Genomic DNA, 16,273 nt, shown 5'->3' with positions numbered 1-16,273 from the left:
AAACACCAAAGCTATCACTCAGAAGAAAAAGAACAAAAGCCGCCCTCGATCAAACTTTCCTACAGAAATTACTCGGAATTTAGATGCGTAAGCCCTGATTTTCCGGATACTTCGCCCGAAGTCCTCTTATCGCAAAAGACCTCATTTATACATGGAGAGCTTCAGAAAGTACCTTGCGGGACATCGCTTCTCTTGACAGAATTGAACCGATTTCCTCTTGACAGAGTTGGCGGTGAAATGATTTAATTTAAGCGCAAAGACATCAATAGCGCCAATTATTTGAGGATAGTGAGCGCGGGCGTGCAGATGAAGTGGAGGACTGTATATTCCTATAGATTCAGAATTTTCTCCAGAGCAGAGAAGGAGGAACACGATGAAGGTTTTGGACAGGAGAATCCTTGCTGCAGCGATCATTATCTTCGGTTTGCTGGCCGTTCTCGGGCTGTCACGCGTCTATGCCTCTCCAACGATTTATCCAACGGGCACCACGATTCACGAGCCTGCCACAACATTCGAGGGCTACTTCATGTTTCAGGCGGGACATCAGATTCTTTTGGTCGATATGGATGGCGAGGTGGTTCATAGCTGGACCGGCGGCCCGTATTCACTTGATTACATGGAGCCCTTGGACAATGGATCGATTCTCTCAACCGCAGAGACGGCTACCATGACCGGCCTGGTCGAGCTCGATTGGAATAGTAATCTCGTCTGGAGCGTCTCGTTTGATAAAAATGAGCTGGTCGTTCATCATGATTTCGAGCGGCTCGAAAACGGGAACACTCTCCTGTTATGCAGGAAACTGCGAATCGTCCCCGACATCTCTTCAAAGGAAATATGGGACGACTTTATAATTGAAGTTAATCCGCAGGGCAATATTGTTTGGGAATGGTACACGAGCGATCACTTCAGCGAGTTCGGGTTCAGCGCTCTGGCGAGGCGTTTGATTGACGAGAGAGGAGGCGACTGGTCTCATACCAATTCAATACATACTCTGCCTGAAAATCTGCTCGGCGACCCGAGGTTCAGGCCGGGAAATATTTTGGTCAGCCAAAGGCACACCAACACCATCTTCATCATCGACAAGAGCACCGGCACGATCGTCTGGAAATGCGGACCCGACGACAATCAGACCATCGGGCAACATGACGCCAAGATGATCCCTCTCGGATTGCCGGGTGCAGGAAACATCCTCGTCTTCGACAATGGCGGAAGAGGCGGGTATCCCGAGGAAGCCAGATTATATTCCCGGGTGGTCGAGATCGACCCCGTCCGGAAAACGGTGGTCTGGAAATATCTTGCGGCCATCTCCGGGCGGCATCCGGACACATTTTTTAGTGCTTTTATCAGTTCAGCACAGCGTCTGCCCAATGGCAACACCTTCATTGACGAAGGAGAATCAGGACGCCTGTTTCAGGTCACCAGCGAGGGCGAAATCGTATGGGAGTATATCAATCCCTTTTTCTATAAATACATGCAGGTGCTTACCGTCAATACCATTTATAGAGCACACCTGGTTCCGTTGGATTGGCCGCCGCTTCCGTAGGAGTCTTACTTCTGCACCATAGGAGCGATCCGCGTTTGCGATATTGACGGCGGGACGATGCCGCCGCCGCGTTTCTTTCCGTAGGGGCGACCCGGTGGGGTCGCCCGGCTTCTTTTCTCACCCGCCGAACGCCGGCAAAGAGAGCAATCCGCAGATTCCACAGCGCGGCGGAGCCGCAACCAAATTTCGATTTTGGATTGAAAAGGAAGAAGGGATCTATCTGAATGGTTATCATGGACTTACACAACAAATCAGGACAGAAAGCTTTCCGCGCTTGGAAGTCAGCGGATGAAGAATGTCGTGGGTGCGACGGCGTTGCAGTGGCGCAACTTCAATCGCGTTGCAAATGTTGCATGCGCGCAACCTTTCAGCGACTGTCGCAGGTCGCGTCGCACCCGCCACTTCGTTGCATTGTCGGTTGCTCATCAAGGAGTTACAGACCCGTTTACCCGCGAAAACCTTGAAGTGGCATGCTATGTGCTCTTTATGTTATTGTGAGGGCAACTGGGTTTTGGGACCACTTTTGATCAAGAAATGGAAACACAATGGCAAACGATTCATTGCAGGACCAGAAGGACATTTCAGCAATCATCTTCGACAGCATCACCGACGGCGTATTCACGACCGATCACGAGTGTCGGATCACTTCTTTTAATCGGGCGGCCGAGGAGATTTCGGGGTTCAGGCGAGAGGAGGCCATCGGCAAATTCTGTTTCGACATTTTCCGGACCGACCTGTGCCAGACGGGTTGCGCGCTTCGCAACACGTTGCAGAACGGAAAGCCGATCACGAATGTACGGGTAACGATTGTGACGCGCGACGGGCGCAAGGTGCCGATCAGCGTGAGCACCACGGTTCTTCGCAACGAGAAGAAGACCTGCATCGGCGCGGTCGAGTTTTTCCGGGACCTGTCGGAGATCGAGAATCTGCAGGACCAGGTGTCGAAGATCAACCGGTTCGAGAACCTGGTGAGCTGCAACGAGAAGATGCAGCGGATCTTCAAGCTGCTGCCGGAGATCGCCGAGTCGGAATGCAATGTGCTCATCCAGGGGCCGAGCGGGTCGGGCAAGGAACTGCTGGCGCAGGCGTTGCACGACCTGAGTCCCCGCAAACATAAATCGTATATCCGCATCAATTGCGCCGCTCTTCCCGAGACGCTGCTCGAGTCGGAACTCTTCGGCTATGTGCGCGGCGCATTCACCGACGCGAAGCGGGACAAGCCCGGCCTGTTCTACATGGCGCAAGGCGGCACACTGTTGTTGGACGAGATCGGCGATATGCCGTTGTCTCTGCAGGTGAAGCTGCTCAGGGTGCTGAACAATGGCGAATATCAGCCGCTGGGCTCGACGCGGATGCTGCAGACGGACGCCCGCATCATCACCTCATCGAACAGGGACCTCAAGCAGATGGTCGAGCAATCGGCATTTCGCGAGGACCTTTTCTACCGCATCAATGTGATCAATATCCAGATTCCTCCGTTGCGGGAGCGGCTCGAGGATCTTCCGCTATTGATCGATTATTTCGTGGAGAAGTTTCGATCGAAACGAAAGAAGGATATCCAGGGAGTAACGACAGAAGTCCTGAATCTTCTGCGGCGCTACGATTTTCCCGGGAACGTACGCGAGCTCGAGAACGCGATCGAGCACGCATTCGTCATTTGCAGGAAGAACGTGATCGGGCTCGAGCATCTGCCCGACCGGATACTGGAGGCGGCGCAGAAGAAGGAGAACGGCGCCTCCCGTTTGTGCCATGGCAGCAGCTCGGAGGAATCGATCATTCGCGAGGCGCTCGCGCGGAATGAAGGGAACCGCGTGAAAACGGCGGAAGAGCTGGGAATGCACCGGGCGACGCTGTGGCGGAAAATGGAGAAGTACGGGATAGAGTAGAAGGGGAGCGCCAGAGGATTTTGGATTTTCAATTTTGGATCCCGGATCGGGGTCTGAGACATGTTTTGGATTAAAGATTAACCACGAAGGCCCGGAGGCACGAAGAGCCCTCGCCGTCTTGACTGGCTTTTTTCACCGCAAAGGCGCAGAGAACGCCGACCACCTGTGCCGCATGTAAATTCCCCCTCAGTACCCCTTTGATAAAGGGGGAAACTTCTGGCGTCGCCACGCCTTTTCGGGCACGGCCCGCCGTGCCCCTCCATCGGGAATCATTGTTTTGTTCCGCGCTCCTGGATGGCACCCCTTTGGTCCCCCTTTGATAAAGGGGGGATAAAGGCTGGGAGAAGCCCCTTGCAACTCGTGGGACTGTGCTCCGATTACGACAAAGCGGCCGGGGCTTTCCCGATCTCATCGAGATAGATCTCGTGGAAATCGTCCTGGCTCAGGCCCAGCTTGTCGGCCAGCAGGGTTGCCGACGGATTCAGATGGTACTGGTTCGGCCTGTCGGGTCCCACCAGCACGACCGGCGCGGTGAACCGGTACGCGAATTCCTCGATCGGGATATTGCCGAACGTGATGCCTTTCTCCAGGTGAGGAATGATCAGCAACTGATACTCGCGATGCATCAGGCACGTCCTCAGTTCCTTCGCGTGCCTGCTCTCCTCGCAGACCTTGAAGCCGACGTCGACGTACTCGCCCAGGCATTTGTCGTAGTATTCCCGGAGCTTTCGGTCGGTTGCGATGAGGATTTGATCATCCAGTTTTCTTCCTTGGTTGGGCGGTTCGGAATATCTTTCGTACGGAGATCTGAGGAAGTAGAAAATGTTCAACTGACACTTGTTCTTTTGCGCCAGCGCGAACGCAAAGTCAAATGCCCAATCGCCTTTTTCCGAGAAATGGGCGCAGAGCCCGACGCTGTCCAATCCTACGGTCGTCATAAGAATCCTCCTTCCGGATCCTGTCTTGCGCGCTCACAGCTCCTTCAATATCTCGTCGATGTAGTACTTGGAGTACAGGGCGCTCACGGGGTTGTTGGCCAGAGATTTATCCTTGACGAATAACGTTGATGCCGGCGCTTTGCTGTACCGCGTGAAGATGAGGTCGCAGCCGACGCACAAGCCCACGAGGGCGTTGATATCAGTCTCGATCCCGTTTAAAACGCGCGCCTGCCCGATCGGATTGCAGGCGACGCCGTTCGAGGATGTATAGAAGTCCGGCTTCATATAGCCGCCGACCTTGCAACAGACGGGACTCACCTTGAAGAACCGGCGCATCAGGCGCGTGAGTATTTCGGTCTCCTGGAACATCTCGACACAGAACGCAATGCCCACATGTTTGTATTCCATCCCGAGGCAATAGTAGATGAATTCGGCGACACGGCACAGTCTGCGATGATTCTCAGCCGCGATATCCGCGGTCACCTCCATCGAATGATGCAGCTTCGCGTATTTTTCGACCGGGAAAACATCTCCGAATTCGCTGGTGCAGTTTGCCCCCTTCAGGCATACGCGGTCGGCGCACTCGACGCAATCGATCTTCGGGCGCACTCGCGCCAGGAGCTTGCCCGCTTGGGCGGCGTCTTCGGCCATATCGCCGTCCAGCCCGAATCCACTGTGCAACTTGCCGCGCAGCGCGGCTGCAACGACTTCATCGGCCTCGGCTGCAACGTTATGGACAACCTGCAGTCCGTAGGAGCCCGCGAGGTCGATGTATTCCTCTTCGATCGCGCCGCAGACGAAGAGGTCGACCTCGAGGTCAACGAGTTGGGAAAGCCGTTCTTCCTCGCTCAAGCCGGAGGTATCGATCATTCTCCTCGAGACCTCGCGGTCGTCGGCGAGATGAACGAGCAACGTGTTCTGCGAATAGGACCATCGGGGCGAAACCCGCGTCCCGAAAAGAGGAACAGCCACCTTCACAATTGATTCCCTCAGTCGATTCAAAGATGCCGCCGTTACGCATCCACGCATTTTGGCGATGACATATCAGGGCAATAACTATGCCAAGCGTTTTCAGTCGCCGGCGCGCACGAGCGGAACCGGAAAATGCCGTATATTCATTTGAAGCGTTCGATGTGCGTCTCTCTTTTTCGCCGGCCTTCTGAGGCGGCCTTCTCGTTGCAGGTTTCGTTGCATGCAACGTCGCGTTGCCGGAGAACACGCCACGGCAACGATGCGAATGCAGGCGGAAAGAATGTATGACGCAGTGCGGCATTCCATTGTTTTGCTAGCAATATCGTGTGATTTGCAGTCGCTTGTCACCTTGCGCGCATCGATGGCACAGTTTTTGCCGAACATATACTGCGACGAAAGGTGAATACCATATGCACGTGAGAAACCTGACAGATGCGCAGAAGACGTTCGGAATGGCGGCCGCCCTGGTGCTCGCAGGCTTCGTCGCGTTTCTTGTGCTTGGCTGGCTGGTGTTGCCGAAGCTGAGTTATGAGACGCGGATGCAGCCGGTTGATGATAATCATCCTCTGCACGTGGAGAAGCTGGGTCTGGCGTGCGACACCTGCCACTTCTTCCACGAGGACGGAAGCTGGGCGGGTTTGCCGGCGCTGGAAATCTGCGCGGACTGCCACGAGGAGCCGATAGGGACAACGCCGGCGGAGATCAGGTTCGTCAACGAATACGTGAAGAGGAACCGCGAGCCGAAATGGGCGATTTACAACCGGCAGCCCGAATGCGTCTCGTTCTCGCATTCCTCGCACGTTCGGATGGCGAGCATCTCATGCCAGACGTGCCACGGCCCGCAGGGCTATTCCGACGTTACCGAGTACCATTCGAACCGGATCACGAACTACAGCTACGTCATGTACGATTCGCGCGTCCCATTGAACGCGTTCACCATCATGAGTGAAAAAGGGAAGAAGGTGTGGGGGACGATGCGGATGGACGAATGCGCCTCGTGCCACCGCGCGCGCGGGACGAGCACTGCATGTTTCATTTGTCATAAATAGGTCGGCGTGACGTTGGAGCGGCAAAGGAAATAGACGTGGAAATCGACAGACGAAAATTCATGATGGGGATGTCGGTCGCAGGAGGGGCGGCGATGGGGCTGATGCTGTCGCCGGCGCCGTGGTACCTTCTGCGCGACGTCGCGTTCTGGACGCAGAACTGGTCGTGGGTGCCGACTCCGCTGCCGGGCGATCCGTCGCGGGAAAACAGCGTCTGCAGGATGTGCGGCGCCGGCTGCGGCGTCTCCGTGCGCAAGGTGAACGACCGGCTGGTTCGGGTGGATGGAAACGCCGATCATCCCGTCAACCGCGGGTCGCTCTGCCCGCTCGGTGTCGCATCGCTGCAAATGGTGTATGGCCCTTCCAGGATTGAAACTCCATTGAGACGCGCCGCACGGGGCGCATCATTGGAGAAGATCTCCTGGCAAGAGGCGATACGAGAGCTTGCCGGAAGGATATCCGTACTGCGCGCCTCGGAGAAATCGCATGCGCTCGCCTGCATCTCGCGCAATGACAACAGCACCGTCAATCAGCTTCTCGAGCGGTTTTTGGAGTCGGTCGGCTCGCCCAATTTCATTCATGCCTATTCGCCGGCGGACGGCGCCGAAGTCATGTACGGAATCATGCACGGCACGAACGCCGTCGCTTACGACATAGAAAACAGCCGCTGCATCCTCAGTTTTGGATGCAGCCTCTTCGAGGGGTGGGGCTCGTTCGGGCGGATGTTGCACGCGTATTCGGGCTGGATGCACCATCCTGAGGGGAAACGGCCGGAAATCATTCAGATCGAGCCGAACCTCTCGAGCACCGCGAACCAGGCTGACCGCTGGATTCCGATTTATCCCGGAACGGAGGCCGCGCTTGCGCTCGGAATTGCGCATGTTCTGATCCGCGACCGGCTGCATGACAGGCCGTTTATCGAGCACCGCTGTTTCGGCTTCAAGGATTGGAAGGACATCAGCGGAAACCTGCGTGCGGGATTCGAATCGAACGTGATGGCGAGATACTCGCCGCAGGCGGTTGAAAAGATTACGAAAGTTCCCGCGCGAGAAATCGAGAAGCTTGCGCATCGATTCGCTTCGCTGCAGCCTGCCATAGCCGTTGGCGGCGGAGGTCGCGGCGACCGATGGCCGGATATGTACGCGCTGATGGCGATCCACAGCCTCAATGCGCTTGTGGGCAACATGGACAAGGCCGGCGGCTTTGTCCACCAGGGGCAACCGCCGTTCGAATCACTCCCGCCGGTGAAGAAGGATGCGGAGGCCGAGCGCGGACTTCGGCTGGCCCGGTGCGACGGCGCCGACAGCTCGCGCTACCCGCTGACGCACTCTTTGATTCACGACATCGACGCGCGCCAGATCGAGATGCTGCTGATACACGAGACGAACCCGCACTATGTCCTGCCGGAGCGGCATTCGGATCTCTTTGTAAAAGTCCCGTATATCGTCAGCCTGTCGACGTACATGGACGAGAGCGCCACGCGCGCGGACCTGATTCTTCCCCTGCCTGCGCCGTTCGAGAGATGGGACGATCAAATCGGCATCGAGGGCTTCCCGCAGCCGGTTTACAATCTGAGCCGCCCGCTTTCAAATCCCCTGTTCGACACGATGGGCGCGGGCGACATCGTCATCCAGGTCGCCCATGCGCTTGGCGGATCGGTGGCGGAATCATTCCCGTGGAATTCATTTGCCGAGATTCTCAAGGGGCGCGCCGAATCGATTTATGAGGCCGGGCGCGGAAAGGTGAATGACCCGGAGGCGGAGTCGACCGGCGCGGCGAAATCTCTGCATGAGCGATATCCGACTTTTTCCGTTTTCTGGCGGGCTCTGTACAAGAACGGGTGCTGGTTCGAGCCGCCCGTCGACCATGCGATCAAGACACGAACCCCGACCGGCAAATTCGAGTTCTACAGCAAGACGCTGCAGGCGACGCTTCCTTTCAGCGGCGACATCGAATGCCAGCCGCATTATGTGGCGCCGGCGTTGCCGCCGGAAGGCTTCGATCTGCTCATCATGCCGGAGGAGTTGGTAATTGTTGCCGGCGCCGGCCAGGGCACACCTCCTTTCCTGCTCAAGCAGGTGCACGACAACGTTTTGCTGAAAGAGGAACTCTCCGTGCGGATCAATCCGCTCACCGCGATCTACAAGCGGCTCGAGGAGGGAGACAGGGTGGTCTTGGAGTCGCCGCGCGGAAAAGTGAGCGTGCGCATCCATTGTTCCGCTGACGTGCGCGAGGGCGTGGTGCTGTTTCCTCTGGGCTTCGGCCACAGCGCCTACGATCAATTCCTTCGCAACAAGGGCGTGAACGCGTATCAGTTGCTGGACGCGGGCAAGGACCCCGTCAGCGGCTTGCTTTGTTACCGTGAAACACCGGGCAAGATAAGAAAGGCGTAATGAAATGAACAACGGGAACGGGAAAATTGCGCCTGTCCGATATGGCATGGTTATAGACGTGGACTTATGCACCGGCTGCGGCGCGTGCGCAGTGGCTTGCCATATGGAGAACAACGTCCCGTTTCGCGTTGACGAGAGCGACAAATCAAGGAACATCGCGTGGATGCGCGTATATCGGGTGAACAACGGCGAGAGCTACCCGAAGGCGCGCGCGGCCTATTTCGCGCGGCCGTGCATGCAATGCGACCATCACACGCCGTGCGTTTCGGTCTGTCCCGCGAGCGCAACCAACTACGACGCGAGCACCGGCATCGTCGATCAGATCAACACGCGCTGCATCGGCTGCCGCTATTGCATGGCGGCTTGCCCGTACATGGTTCGCTGCTTCAACTGGTGGGACCCGGTGTGGCCCGCCGAGATGAAGCGGCAGTTGAATCCCGATGTCGCCCCGCGCATGCGCGGAGTGGTCGAGAAATGCACGTTCTGCTCACACCGGTATCTCAAGGCGAAGAACAAGGCCCAGAATGAGGCGCGGAATTACCTGAGAGAGGACGAGTACGTGCCGGCGTGCGTCGAGGCGTGTCCGGTCGGCGCGATGCATTTCGGCGATCTGAACGATCCCGAGCACAAAGTGGCTCAGCTTGCCCATAGCCCGCGCGCGTTCCGGCTGCTCGAACAGTTGCATACCGAGCCGAAGGTCTATTATCTCAGCTCCCGCATCTGGGTCAAAGAAACGGCAACGAAATTGAGTTGAAACCATGACAGAACTTGTCGAACATATCACACTCGAACACGCGGTCGAGCACCACGAACATTTCAAGCTGGAGCGCTGCTCGACGAAGAAATTTCTAATCTGGCTGAGCTTTTGGGCGCTGTTGCTGGCGCTTGGAGTGCTCGGCGCATTTCTGTGCCTGTGGAAGGGATTGAATCAGACCGGCATGAACAACTATTTCGTGTTCGGGCTGTGGATTTGCGTGGACCTCGCCATCATCGCACTCGGCGCCGGCGCCTTCTTCAGCGGATTCCTGTTTTACATTCTGAAGCTGGATTTCTTGAAGGACCTGATCGGGGCCGCCGTGGTGATCGGTTTCATCTGCTACAGCGGTGCGGTCGGCATGCTGACCATCGACATCGGCCAGCCGCTCAGGGGCTATTTCAGTTTCATGCACGCCAACGTGCATTCGATGCTGACCGAAGTCATTTTCTGCATCACGTGTTATCTGTTCGTGCTCACGATCGAGTTCGTTCCGCTGATCACCGAGAACAGGACGCTCAGCCGGCTTCCTCTGTTCAAATATCTCGGCGAGAACCTGCACGGCATCATGGCGGTCTTCGCGCTCGTAGGCGCATTCCTTTCGTTCTTCCATCAGGGGTCGCTCGGCGGGATGTTCGGCGTGCTGTACGCGCGCCCGTTCTCGTATCGGACCGGCATCGGCATCTGGCCGTGGACGTTTTTTCTGTTCATCCTTTCCGCGGTCGCATCGGGCCCGGCTTTGACGACGCTGGTGGTCTGGCTGACGCAAAAGGTGACGGGAAGAAAGCTGGTGCCTCGCTCGACGCTGTCGCGGCTTGCGAAATTGTCGGCGACTTTGTTTGCAGTGTATCTCGTATTAAAGGCGGCCGACACCATTTACTGGGCGAACGTGACTGTGCCGGCAAGCGGTTTCAGGTTCACAAAGTTCTATGAAGGGCCGTACGGGATGGAGATCCTGTTCCTCGAATTGTTTGTGTTCGGGCTCGTGCCGGCGGTCTTGCTGCTGATCCCGCGAGCGCGCGATTACGACATCTCGCTCGTTTTCGGATGCCTGTTTATCTGTTTGGGAGTCGTGCTGAACCGGTTTGTCATGACGATTCAGACGCTCTCGATTCCGGTGCTGCCGTTCGAGCGGTTCATGACGTATTACCCCACATGGCAGGAATGGACGGTCGCACTTGCTGTTTTCGGATATGGGGGGATTGTCTACTCTCTTTCGTATAGATATCTGCACCTGTTCCCGCGAGAGCATGAATTGAATAACTGATATCAGGAGGATAACGCGATGTTTCCGACGGTCTTCGAGTTCAGGTGGGACGCCGGCCACATGATTTTCTTCGGCGCGTTCTATTCGGTGGTCATCGTGGTTTTGACCAGCCTGCTCTTTGTTGCGGCGCGGTCGGTGACCGAGGTGTACCGGGATATGAAATCGAATGGCAAATCAAACGGAGAAGCTTCTGCCGCGAATGATGTCGCTGAAAATGCGGTGGAAGTCTCCGAAAAGAAATGAGGACAAAGAAGGATGAATGCCTCTTCTGTTAACGCAAAGACGGCCGAGCCGGTGGTGAAGCCCGCGGTACCCGGGATGGACTCCTGGGACTGGGAAACTTCGGAAAAAGCGATTGCCGATCTCGTCGAGATGAGGGAGCGATTTCCCGAGGTGCATGAGTTTTCCGTCAGCCCGGACGGAGAGCGGATTGCCGTGCCGGTGAAAACCGAGGACGGGCAGTACACGATATGCGTGAACGGCGAGCCGTGGGAGCAGGCTTTCGAGAAGGCATGGTACATCAGGTTCTCGCCGGACGGAAGGCTCACGGCGCTCGTACGCGCAGACGATGCGTGGACCGTTGCGGTCGAGGGCGAGCCCTGGGAGGAACGCTTCGAGTATATCTGGAACACGATTTTCAGCGCCGACGGCGGCACGATCGCGGCCCAGACGAAGCGCGACATGCAGTACAGCGTGGTCGTAAACGGCGCGTCGTGGACCAATTCATATGTGTCCTGCCGGGGAATCGCCGTGAGTCCGGGCGGCGAAAAAGTTGCGGCCATCGTGCAGCCGGTTCCTTTGAAAGAAGCGGACATTTTCGGTTTCATGGACGGCACGTGGACGATCGCGGTCAATGACAAGCAGTGGGATCGAAACTTTATCAATGTGTACGAGCCCGCTTTCAATTCCGACGGACGCCATCTGGCGGCCGAGGTTCGGCTCGGCACCTGCGAATACACGATAGTGAAAGATGGGCGGCCATGGCAGCAGACGTTTGGCTGTATCTGGGAACCGCTCTTTCGTCCCGAAGGCGGATCCGTGCTCGTTCCGGCGCGTGTGGGCAAGTCGTGGGTGCTCGTCGAGGACGGGCACAGGCTCTGGAGCGGAGAGTATGATCAGCTCTGGCGCCAGAAGATCAGCCCGGATGGAAGCCGTATCGCCGCGGTTGCGGCTCCGATTTTTGGAAAATGGACAATTGCCGTTGACGATGTCGCGTGGGAGAAGACCTACAGCGATTGCGTTCTCGAGCCGTTCTTCTCGCCCGACAGCAAGCGCGTGGCGGCGATCGTGAAGGAAGACAATCGATGGACGATTGCGGTGAACGGCGAGCCGTGGACCGAAACATTCGAGATGGTGTGGAATCCGGCGTTCAGCCCCGACAGCAAAATAGTCATCGCCAAAGTTGAACGAGGCGGCAGGTTCTCGATCGCCATAAACGGCAGATTGTGGCGGAAGAATTTCCAGATGCTGTGGGAGCCGGTGTTCAGTCCGGATGGCGGGAAAATCCTCGTTCGCGGTGTTGAGGACGGCAAATATATCCGCCGCATTGTTGAAATTGTGGAATTGCTCTAAAGCAATACAGGAGAATCGAAATGTTTGAATTTGTGAGCGGTCCACTGGTTTGGCTGGCATTCATCGTCTTCGCCGGCGGCTGCGCCTATCGTCTGGGGTGGATGTTCGTGACCGCCCGGAAAGATCGGGTTGTTTACCCCTACATGAGCCTGAAGTACGGGTTGCGCTCGCTTCTGCACTGGATAGTTCCGTTCGCAAGCGTGAACATGAGGAAGCACCCGGTGATGACCGTCGTCACTTTTTTATTCCATATCTGCCTGATTGCGACGCCGGTCTTGCTGACGGCTCACGTGGTGATGCTGCGGGAGGCTATTGGCCTTTCGTGGTGGACTCTTCCGCCGCTGGCGGCGGATATCATGACCATCATGGTGCTGATCGGGGGCGTGTTCTTTATCGCGAGGCGCATCAGGCTGCCCGAGGTGAGAAACGTCACCGATTATTCCGATTATCTGCTGATTGCGGTGGTGCTGGCGCCTTTCGCCACCGGCTTTATCGCGCATCATCAATTCTTCGCGTACAAGACTATGGTTATTCTGCACATCGTTACAGGCGTGCTGTGGCTGATCGCGATTCCTTTTACGCGCCTGGCGCATATGCTGTATTTCGTCTTCACAAGAATGTATATGGGCTCGGAGTTCGGTTTCGTCAGGAATGCGCGAGACTGGTGACTTGCTGAGCTTTGAAATGGAGGTTATCTGGTATGGCCGAACCCAAAAATGACCAGCCCGTCGCGGTGGCGGCTCCTGAGCAGGCCCGGAGCAAATTGACGCCGGAGCAGATGGTGAAGGACCCGGGGCTGGACGAGACGATCAAGAAGCTGACGCCCCAGCAGATAGAGAAGACGATCAACCAGGTGCTCAAGGGCGAAGGCGCACGGATGAAGGCGTATCTTACTACGTGCGTTCACTGCGGACTCTGCTCCGAGGCGTGCCATACCTTCCTGTCGCGTGACAGGGACCCGAACTTTTCGCCGGTCGGAAAAGTGAAAAACACGTTGTGGGAGATGGTGAAGCGCAAGGGCAAAGTGGATGCGGAATTCATAAAGAACGCCGCCCGCATCGTGTATACCGAGTGCGGCGTGTGCCGCCGATGCAGCATGTACTGCCCGTTCGGGATCGATATCGCATATATGTTGCTGGTCGTGCGCCGCATGCTAAACCTGCTCAACGTGGTGCCGGCTTACCTCCAGGACACGACCAACAGCCATGCGGCCACAATGAATCAGATGTGGGTGCAGCAGGACGAATGGATCGATACGCTCCAGTGGCAGGAGGAAGAGGCGCAGATGGAGATGGCGAAGGCGCGCATCCCGCTGGATAAGGAAGGCGCCGAGGTGATGTACTCGGTGATCGCGCCCGAACCGAAGATTCTTGCGCAGCTCCTCTCGTATATGTCGCAGATCATGACGGTGGCCGGCGTCGATTGGACAATGCCGGCGACCGATGGCTGGGACAACAGCAACATGGCGATGTATTCGGGCGACTTCGAGACGATGGCCCGGGTGGAGCGCCTGCATTACGATACCGCGTTGCGCCTGAAAGTCAAGAAGATCGTGATGGGCGAATGCGGCCACGCGTTCCGCGGCGGCGCCTACGACGGCCCGAAATGGTTGTCGTGGAGGTTCCCGCCGGTCCCGCTCATTCACGCGATCGAGTGGTACTATGAACTGCTGACCACCGGAAGAATCAAGATCATAAAGAAGTTCAAGGAGCCGGTCACGGTGCAGGACCCGTGCAACACGGTCCGCGGGAAAGGATTGCACCATCAGCTTCGTTACATCATGAACGAGATGTGCGAGGATTTTCGCGACGTCGATCCGCGGTTCGAGCATAATTACTGCTGCATGGCAGGCGGCGGCACGATCAACTGCGGCCCGCCGTGGACGAAATCCAGGGCGGTCAGCAATCGCGTGAAGGCCGAGCAATTGAAGGCGACCGGCGCGAAATACGTTGTCACGCCCTGCCACAACTGTCACAGCGGCATCGAACAGATCATCAGTTTCTATAAATTGGGAATGCACACCAAGTTCATCGCCGACATCTTGATCGAAAGCATTGAAAAACCCCAACACTTACTGGCATAGAAGGATGAAGAAAATGCGCCGCCAATGGATAATCGTTCTCGCAGTTGCAGCCGTCTGTTGTTTGTCTATGGTCGTGCTGGCACAATGCGGAAGCCCCGCCGAAGGCACATCGACCAATGCGGCCGCGTCCGCCTCTGAAACCGCCGCAGATAACGTCATCGAGGCGCGCGTGCTGATGGCGCAGCCCGAGGTTTTCGGCCCGATCGAGCGGGCGGCGGTGATCTTCGACCATAAGAAGCATGCGGACGAACTGAAGGAAGAAGGCTGCCGCGCTTGTCATGCAGCCGATGAGGAAGGGACGGTTTCATATCAGTATGTCGATTGGCGGCAGATTCCGGACAGAGGGCAGCTTCGTGACGCCTATCATGAGAAATGTTATGCATGCCATTATGAGGGCGCGACGGAGACAGGCAAGAAAGTGCGAGCGCTCGGCTGCGGCGAGTGCCACGTCGAGACAGGTCAGCTTGTCGAGGAATGGTATCAGCCCATTTTCGATCATTTCCCGCATATTGACGCGATGGAGAAAGGGTGCGACACCTGCCATCATCAGTACGACGAGAAGCTGAAGCAACTGGTGTATGTCAAAGGGCAGGAGGAGCGCTGCGGTAACTGCCATAAGGATACACCGGAGGGGAACCGGGAAACGCTCCGAAAGGTCGGGCATTCGAGCTGCATCGGCTGTCATGAGAAGGAGTATCAGGAAGGCAGGATAAAGCTGGACCCGTATTCCTGCAATGGATGTCATCGCCCCGAAGCGAAGCCGCGCGTGCCCGAGCCGAAGGAGATCGTTGCGCGGACGTACCAGGAGCGACCGAAGCAATTGCTGATCTCGTATCCCGGCGCGATTCTGCCTGCGGTCCCGTTCGATCACGAGAAGCACGATCCGAAGCAGGAATGCAACAAATCTTGTCACAATTACCACGTCAAGACGCTGGTGTCGATGGACCTGCGGTTCACCGAGACGGCTTCATCCTGCGAGGAGTGCCACCGGAAAGCGGAGATCACCATTCGTCCCGGATGCGTGCAGGCCGACAAGCTTTATCATGACAAGGAGACGTCATCGAGTTGCATCGGCTGCCACATCGAGAAGAACAAGGAGGTCTCGAAAAAGGAAGAAAGCCCGGTCACCTGCAGAGGATGTCACAAGGGAGAGCTCGGCGCGTCGGTAGAGGTTGTGTCCGCGGAGCCGGCCGATGCCGATAAGGGACCGGAAGTGTCCATCATCGCGCGCGCGTCAAACAAATATCTGCCCGTCAAGTTCCCGCATCAGCAGCACACGAAGATGATCGAGGACTGCGACTCCTGCCATCATCACGGGCCGGAAAAGGAGAAGCCGGCATGCTTCACGTGTCACGGCGAGCCGATGGACTTCATGAAGCTCACCAAGCCGAGGCTGATCAGCGCGTATCACCGCATGTGCATGGGATGCCACCGGAGCATGGGGAGCGGTCCGGTCACCTGCACGAAATGTCACGAAGAACGGGAGACGATCATCCCGTCCGGCGAGCACCTGAGATCGGCGCGCCTCGCTCCAAACGGGAACGAGCAGATCGATTAGGGGATCTTCTTCTTTGGTGGCACAGGCGTCCCGCCTGTGGTCTCTTTTTCTCCCGCGCCTCGCGGGGGAAGGATCTCTCTTATCTTCAGACTTGGAACCTTGAACTTGAAACCTGGAACCTATCGCGACCAACCACCAAGACACAAAGGCACAAAGAAAATTTGGTTCTTCTCCGATTTAGTTGTTGCCTGAGAATGCCTGTATGACTTTAAGAGTAAAATATCGGTTGTCATGGAATCCGAAGGCGCGTTTGGAAATGCT

The 16,273-nt window shown here is 56.7% G+C and carries 15 protein-coding genes; 12 read left to right on the top strand and 3 right to left on the bottom strand.

From position 1 onward, the window contains the following. The first annotated feature begins 373 nt into the window (after positions 1–373). The 3 genes from C4520_01495 to C4520_01485 all read left to right on the top strand — a co-directional run bounded on the left by C4520_01495 (position 374) and on the right by C4520_01485 (position 3,429). Positions 374–1,543 carry an ArsR family transcriptional regulator gene (locus tag C4520_01495; GenBank protein ID RJP25977.1) on the top strand — a complete coding sequence of 390 codons (1,170 nt, stop codon included), beginning with the start codon at positions 374–376 and terminating at the stop codon, positions 1,541–1,543. 94 nt (positions 1,544–1,637) lie between these two features. Further along, entirely contained in the window at positions 1,638–1,835 is a 198-nt protein-coding gene (locus tag C4520_01490) for a hypothetical protein (protein ID RJP25976.1), read from the top strand. A 253-nt stretch (positions 1,836–2,088) separates the two neighbouring features. Continuing rightward, positions 2,089–3,429, top strand: a complete 1,341-nt coding sequence (locus C4520_01485) for a PAS domain-containing protein (protein ID RJP25975.1) — start codon at positions 2,089–2,091, stop codon at positions 3,427–3,429. 377 nt (positions 3,430–3,806) lie between these two features. Here C4520_01485 and C4520_01480 read toward each other — a convergent pair whose 3' ends face one another. The 3 genes from C4520_01480 to C4520_01470 are packed head-to-tail and all read right to left on the bottom strand — an operon-like array spanning position 3,807 to position 5,723. Further along, positions 3,807–4,367 (bottom strand): universal stress protein, encoded by a 561-nt coding sequence (locus tag C4520_01480; protein ID RJP25974.1) that lies wholly within the window; start codon positions 4,365–4,367, stop codon positions 3,807–3,809. A 33-nt stretch (positions 4,368–4,400) separates the two neighbouring features. Then, positions 4,401–5,396, bottom strand: a complete 996-nt coding sequence (locus C4520_01475) for a DUF1847 domain-containing protein (GenBank protein ID RJP25973.1) — start codon at positions 5,394–5,396, stop codon at positions 4,401–4,403. 42 nt (positions 5,397–5,438) lie between these two features. Then, on the bottom strand, positions 5,439–5,723 hold the full coding sequence (locus C4520_01470) for a hypothetical protein (GenBank protein ID RJP25972.1): 285 nt from the start codon (positions 5,721–5,723) through the stop codon (positions 5,439–5,441). Positions 5,724–5,749: 26 nt separating this feature from the next. Here C4520_01470 and C4520_01465 point away from each other — a divergent pair, with 26 nt between their 5' ends. The 9 genes from C4520_01465 (at position 5,750) to C4520_01425 (ending at position 16,012) form a co-directional block, all read left to right on the top strand. Beyond that, positions 5,750–6,388, top strand: coding sequence for a cytochrome C (locus C4520_01465; protein RJP25971.1), 639 nt, complete (start codon positions 5,750–5,752; stop codon positions 6,386–6,388). A 35-nt stretch (positions 6,389–6,423) separates the two neighbouring features. Further along, complete coding sequence (locus C4520_01460) at positions 6,424–8,778, top strand: hypothetical protein (protein RJP25970.1); 2,355 nt, start codon at positions 6,424–6,426, stop codon at positions 8,776–8,778. Between the two features lie 4 nt (positions 8,779–8,782). Further along, entirely contained in the window at positions 8,783–9,532 is a 750-nt protein-coding gene (locus C4520_01455) for a 4Fe-4S dicluster domain-containing protein (GenBank protein RJP25969.1), read from the top strand. 25 nt (positions 9,533–9,557) lie between these two features. Next, the gene (locus C4520_01450; protein ID RJP25979.1) at positions 9,558–10,799 is read left to right on the top strand and encodes a molybdopterin oxidoreductase; all 1,242 of its coding nucleotides are present in this window, start codon (positions 9,558–9,560) and stop codon (positions 10,797–10,799) included. A gap of 18 nt (positions 10,800–10,817) precedes the next feature. Next, positions 10,818–11,042, top strand: a complete 225-nt coding sequence (locus C4520_01445; GenBank protein RJP25968.1) for a hypothetical protein — start codon at positions 10,818–10,820, stop codon at positions 11,040–11,042. Positions 11,043–11,054: 12 nt separating this feature from the next. Next, positions 11,055–12,371 carry a WD40 repeat domain-containing protein gene (locus tag C4520_01440; protein RJP25967.1) on the top strand — a complete coding sequence of 439 codons (1,317 nt, stop codon included), beginning with the start codon at positions 11,055–11,057 and terminating at the stop codon, positions 12,369–12,371. 20 nt (positions 12,372–12,391) lie between these two features. Further along, a complete protein-coding gene (locus C4520_01435; GenBank protein RJP25966.1) occupies positions 12,392–13,039 on the top strand; it encodes a nitrate reductase in 648 nt (215 codons plus the stop codon). Positions 13,040–13,149: 110 nt separating this feature from the next. Continuing rightward, on the top strand, positions 13,150–14,454 hold the full coding sequence (locus C4520_01430) for a (Fe-S)-binding protein (GenBank protein ID RJP25978.1): 1,305 nt from the start codon (positions 13,150–13,152) through the stop codon (positions 14,452–14,454). 4 nt (positions 14,455–14,458) lie between these two features. Then, complete coding sequence (locus C4520_01425) at positions 14,459–16,012, top strand: hypothetical protein (GenBank protein RJP25965.1); 1,554 nt, start codon at positions 14,459–14,461, stop codon at positions 16,010–16,012. Positions 16,013–16,273 lie beyond the last annotated feature (261 nt).

Source organism: Candidatus Abyssobacteria bacterium SURF_5 (assembly GCA_003598085.1).
Classification (GTDB): Bacteria; Abyssobacteria; SURF-5; order SURF-5; family SURF-5; genus SURF-5.
Note: the sequence above shows the minus strand (reverse complement) of the source record. Positions and strands in the feature narration are given on the sequence as shown.

Excerpts from the sequence above, each read along its gene's own strand:
- C4520_01480 (RJP25974.1), bottom strand. The coding sequence starts at position 4,367 with ATGACGACCGTAGGATTGGACAGCGTCGGGCTCTGCGCCCATTTCTCG.
- C4520_01440 (RJP25967.1), top strand. The coding sequence starts at position 11,055 with ATGAATGCCTCTTCTGTTAACGCAAAGACGGCCGAGCCGGTGGTGAAG.
- C4520_01465 (RJP25971.1), top strand. The coding sequence starts at position 5,750 with ATGCACGTGAGAAACCTGACAGATGCGCAGAAGACGTTCGGAATGGCG.
- C4520_01455 (RJP25969.1), top strand. The coding sequence starts at position 8,783 with ATGAACAACGGGAACGGGAAAATTGCGCCTGTCCGATATGGCATGGTT.
- C4520_01470 (RJP25972.1), bottom strand. The coding sequence starts at position 5,723 with ATGTTCGGCAAAAACTGTGCCATCGATGCGCGCAAGGTGACAAGCGAC.
- C4520_01435 (RJP25966.1), top strand. The coding sequence starts at position 12,392 with ATGTTTGAATTTGTGAGCGGTCCACTGGTTTGGCTGGCATTCATCGTC.
- C4520_01485 (RJP25975.1), top strand. The coding sequence starts at position 2,089 with ATGGCAAACGATTCATTGCAGGACCAGAAGGACATTTCAGCAATCATC.
- C4520_01495 (RJP25977.1), top strand. The coding sequence starts at position 374 with ATGAAGGTTTTGGACAGGAGAATCCTTGCTGCAGCGATCATTATCTTC.
- C4520_01475 (RJP25973.1), bottom strand. The coding sequence starts at position 5,396 with ATGCGTGGATGCGTAACGGCGGCATCTTTGAATCGACTGAGGGAATCA.
- C4520_01430 (RJP25978.1), top strand. The coding sequence starts at position 13,150 with ATGGTGAAGGACCCGGGGCTGGACGAGACGATCAAGAAGCTGACGCCC.
- C4520_01445 (RJP25968.1), top strand. The coding sequence starts at position 10,818 with ATGTTTCCGACGGTCTTCGAGTTCAGGTGGGACGCCGGCCACATGATT.
- C4520_01425 (RJP25965.1), top strand. The coding sequence starts at position 14,459 with ATGAAGAAAATGCGCCGCCAATGGATAATCGTTCTCGCAGTTGCAGCC.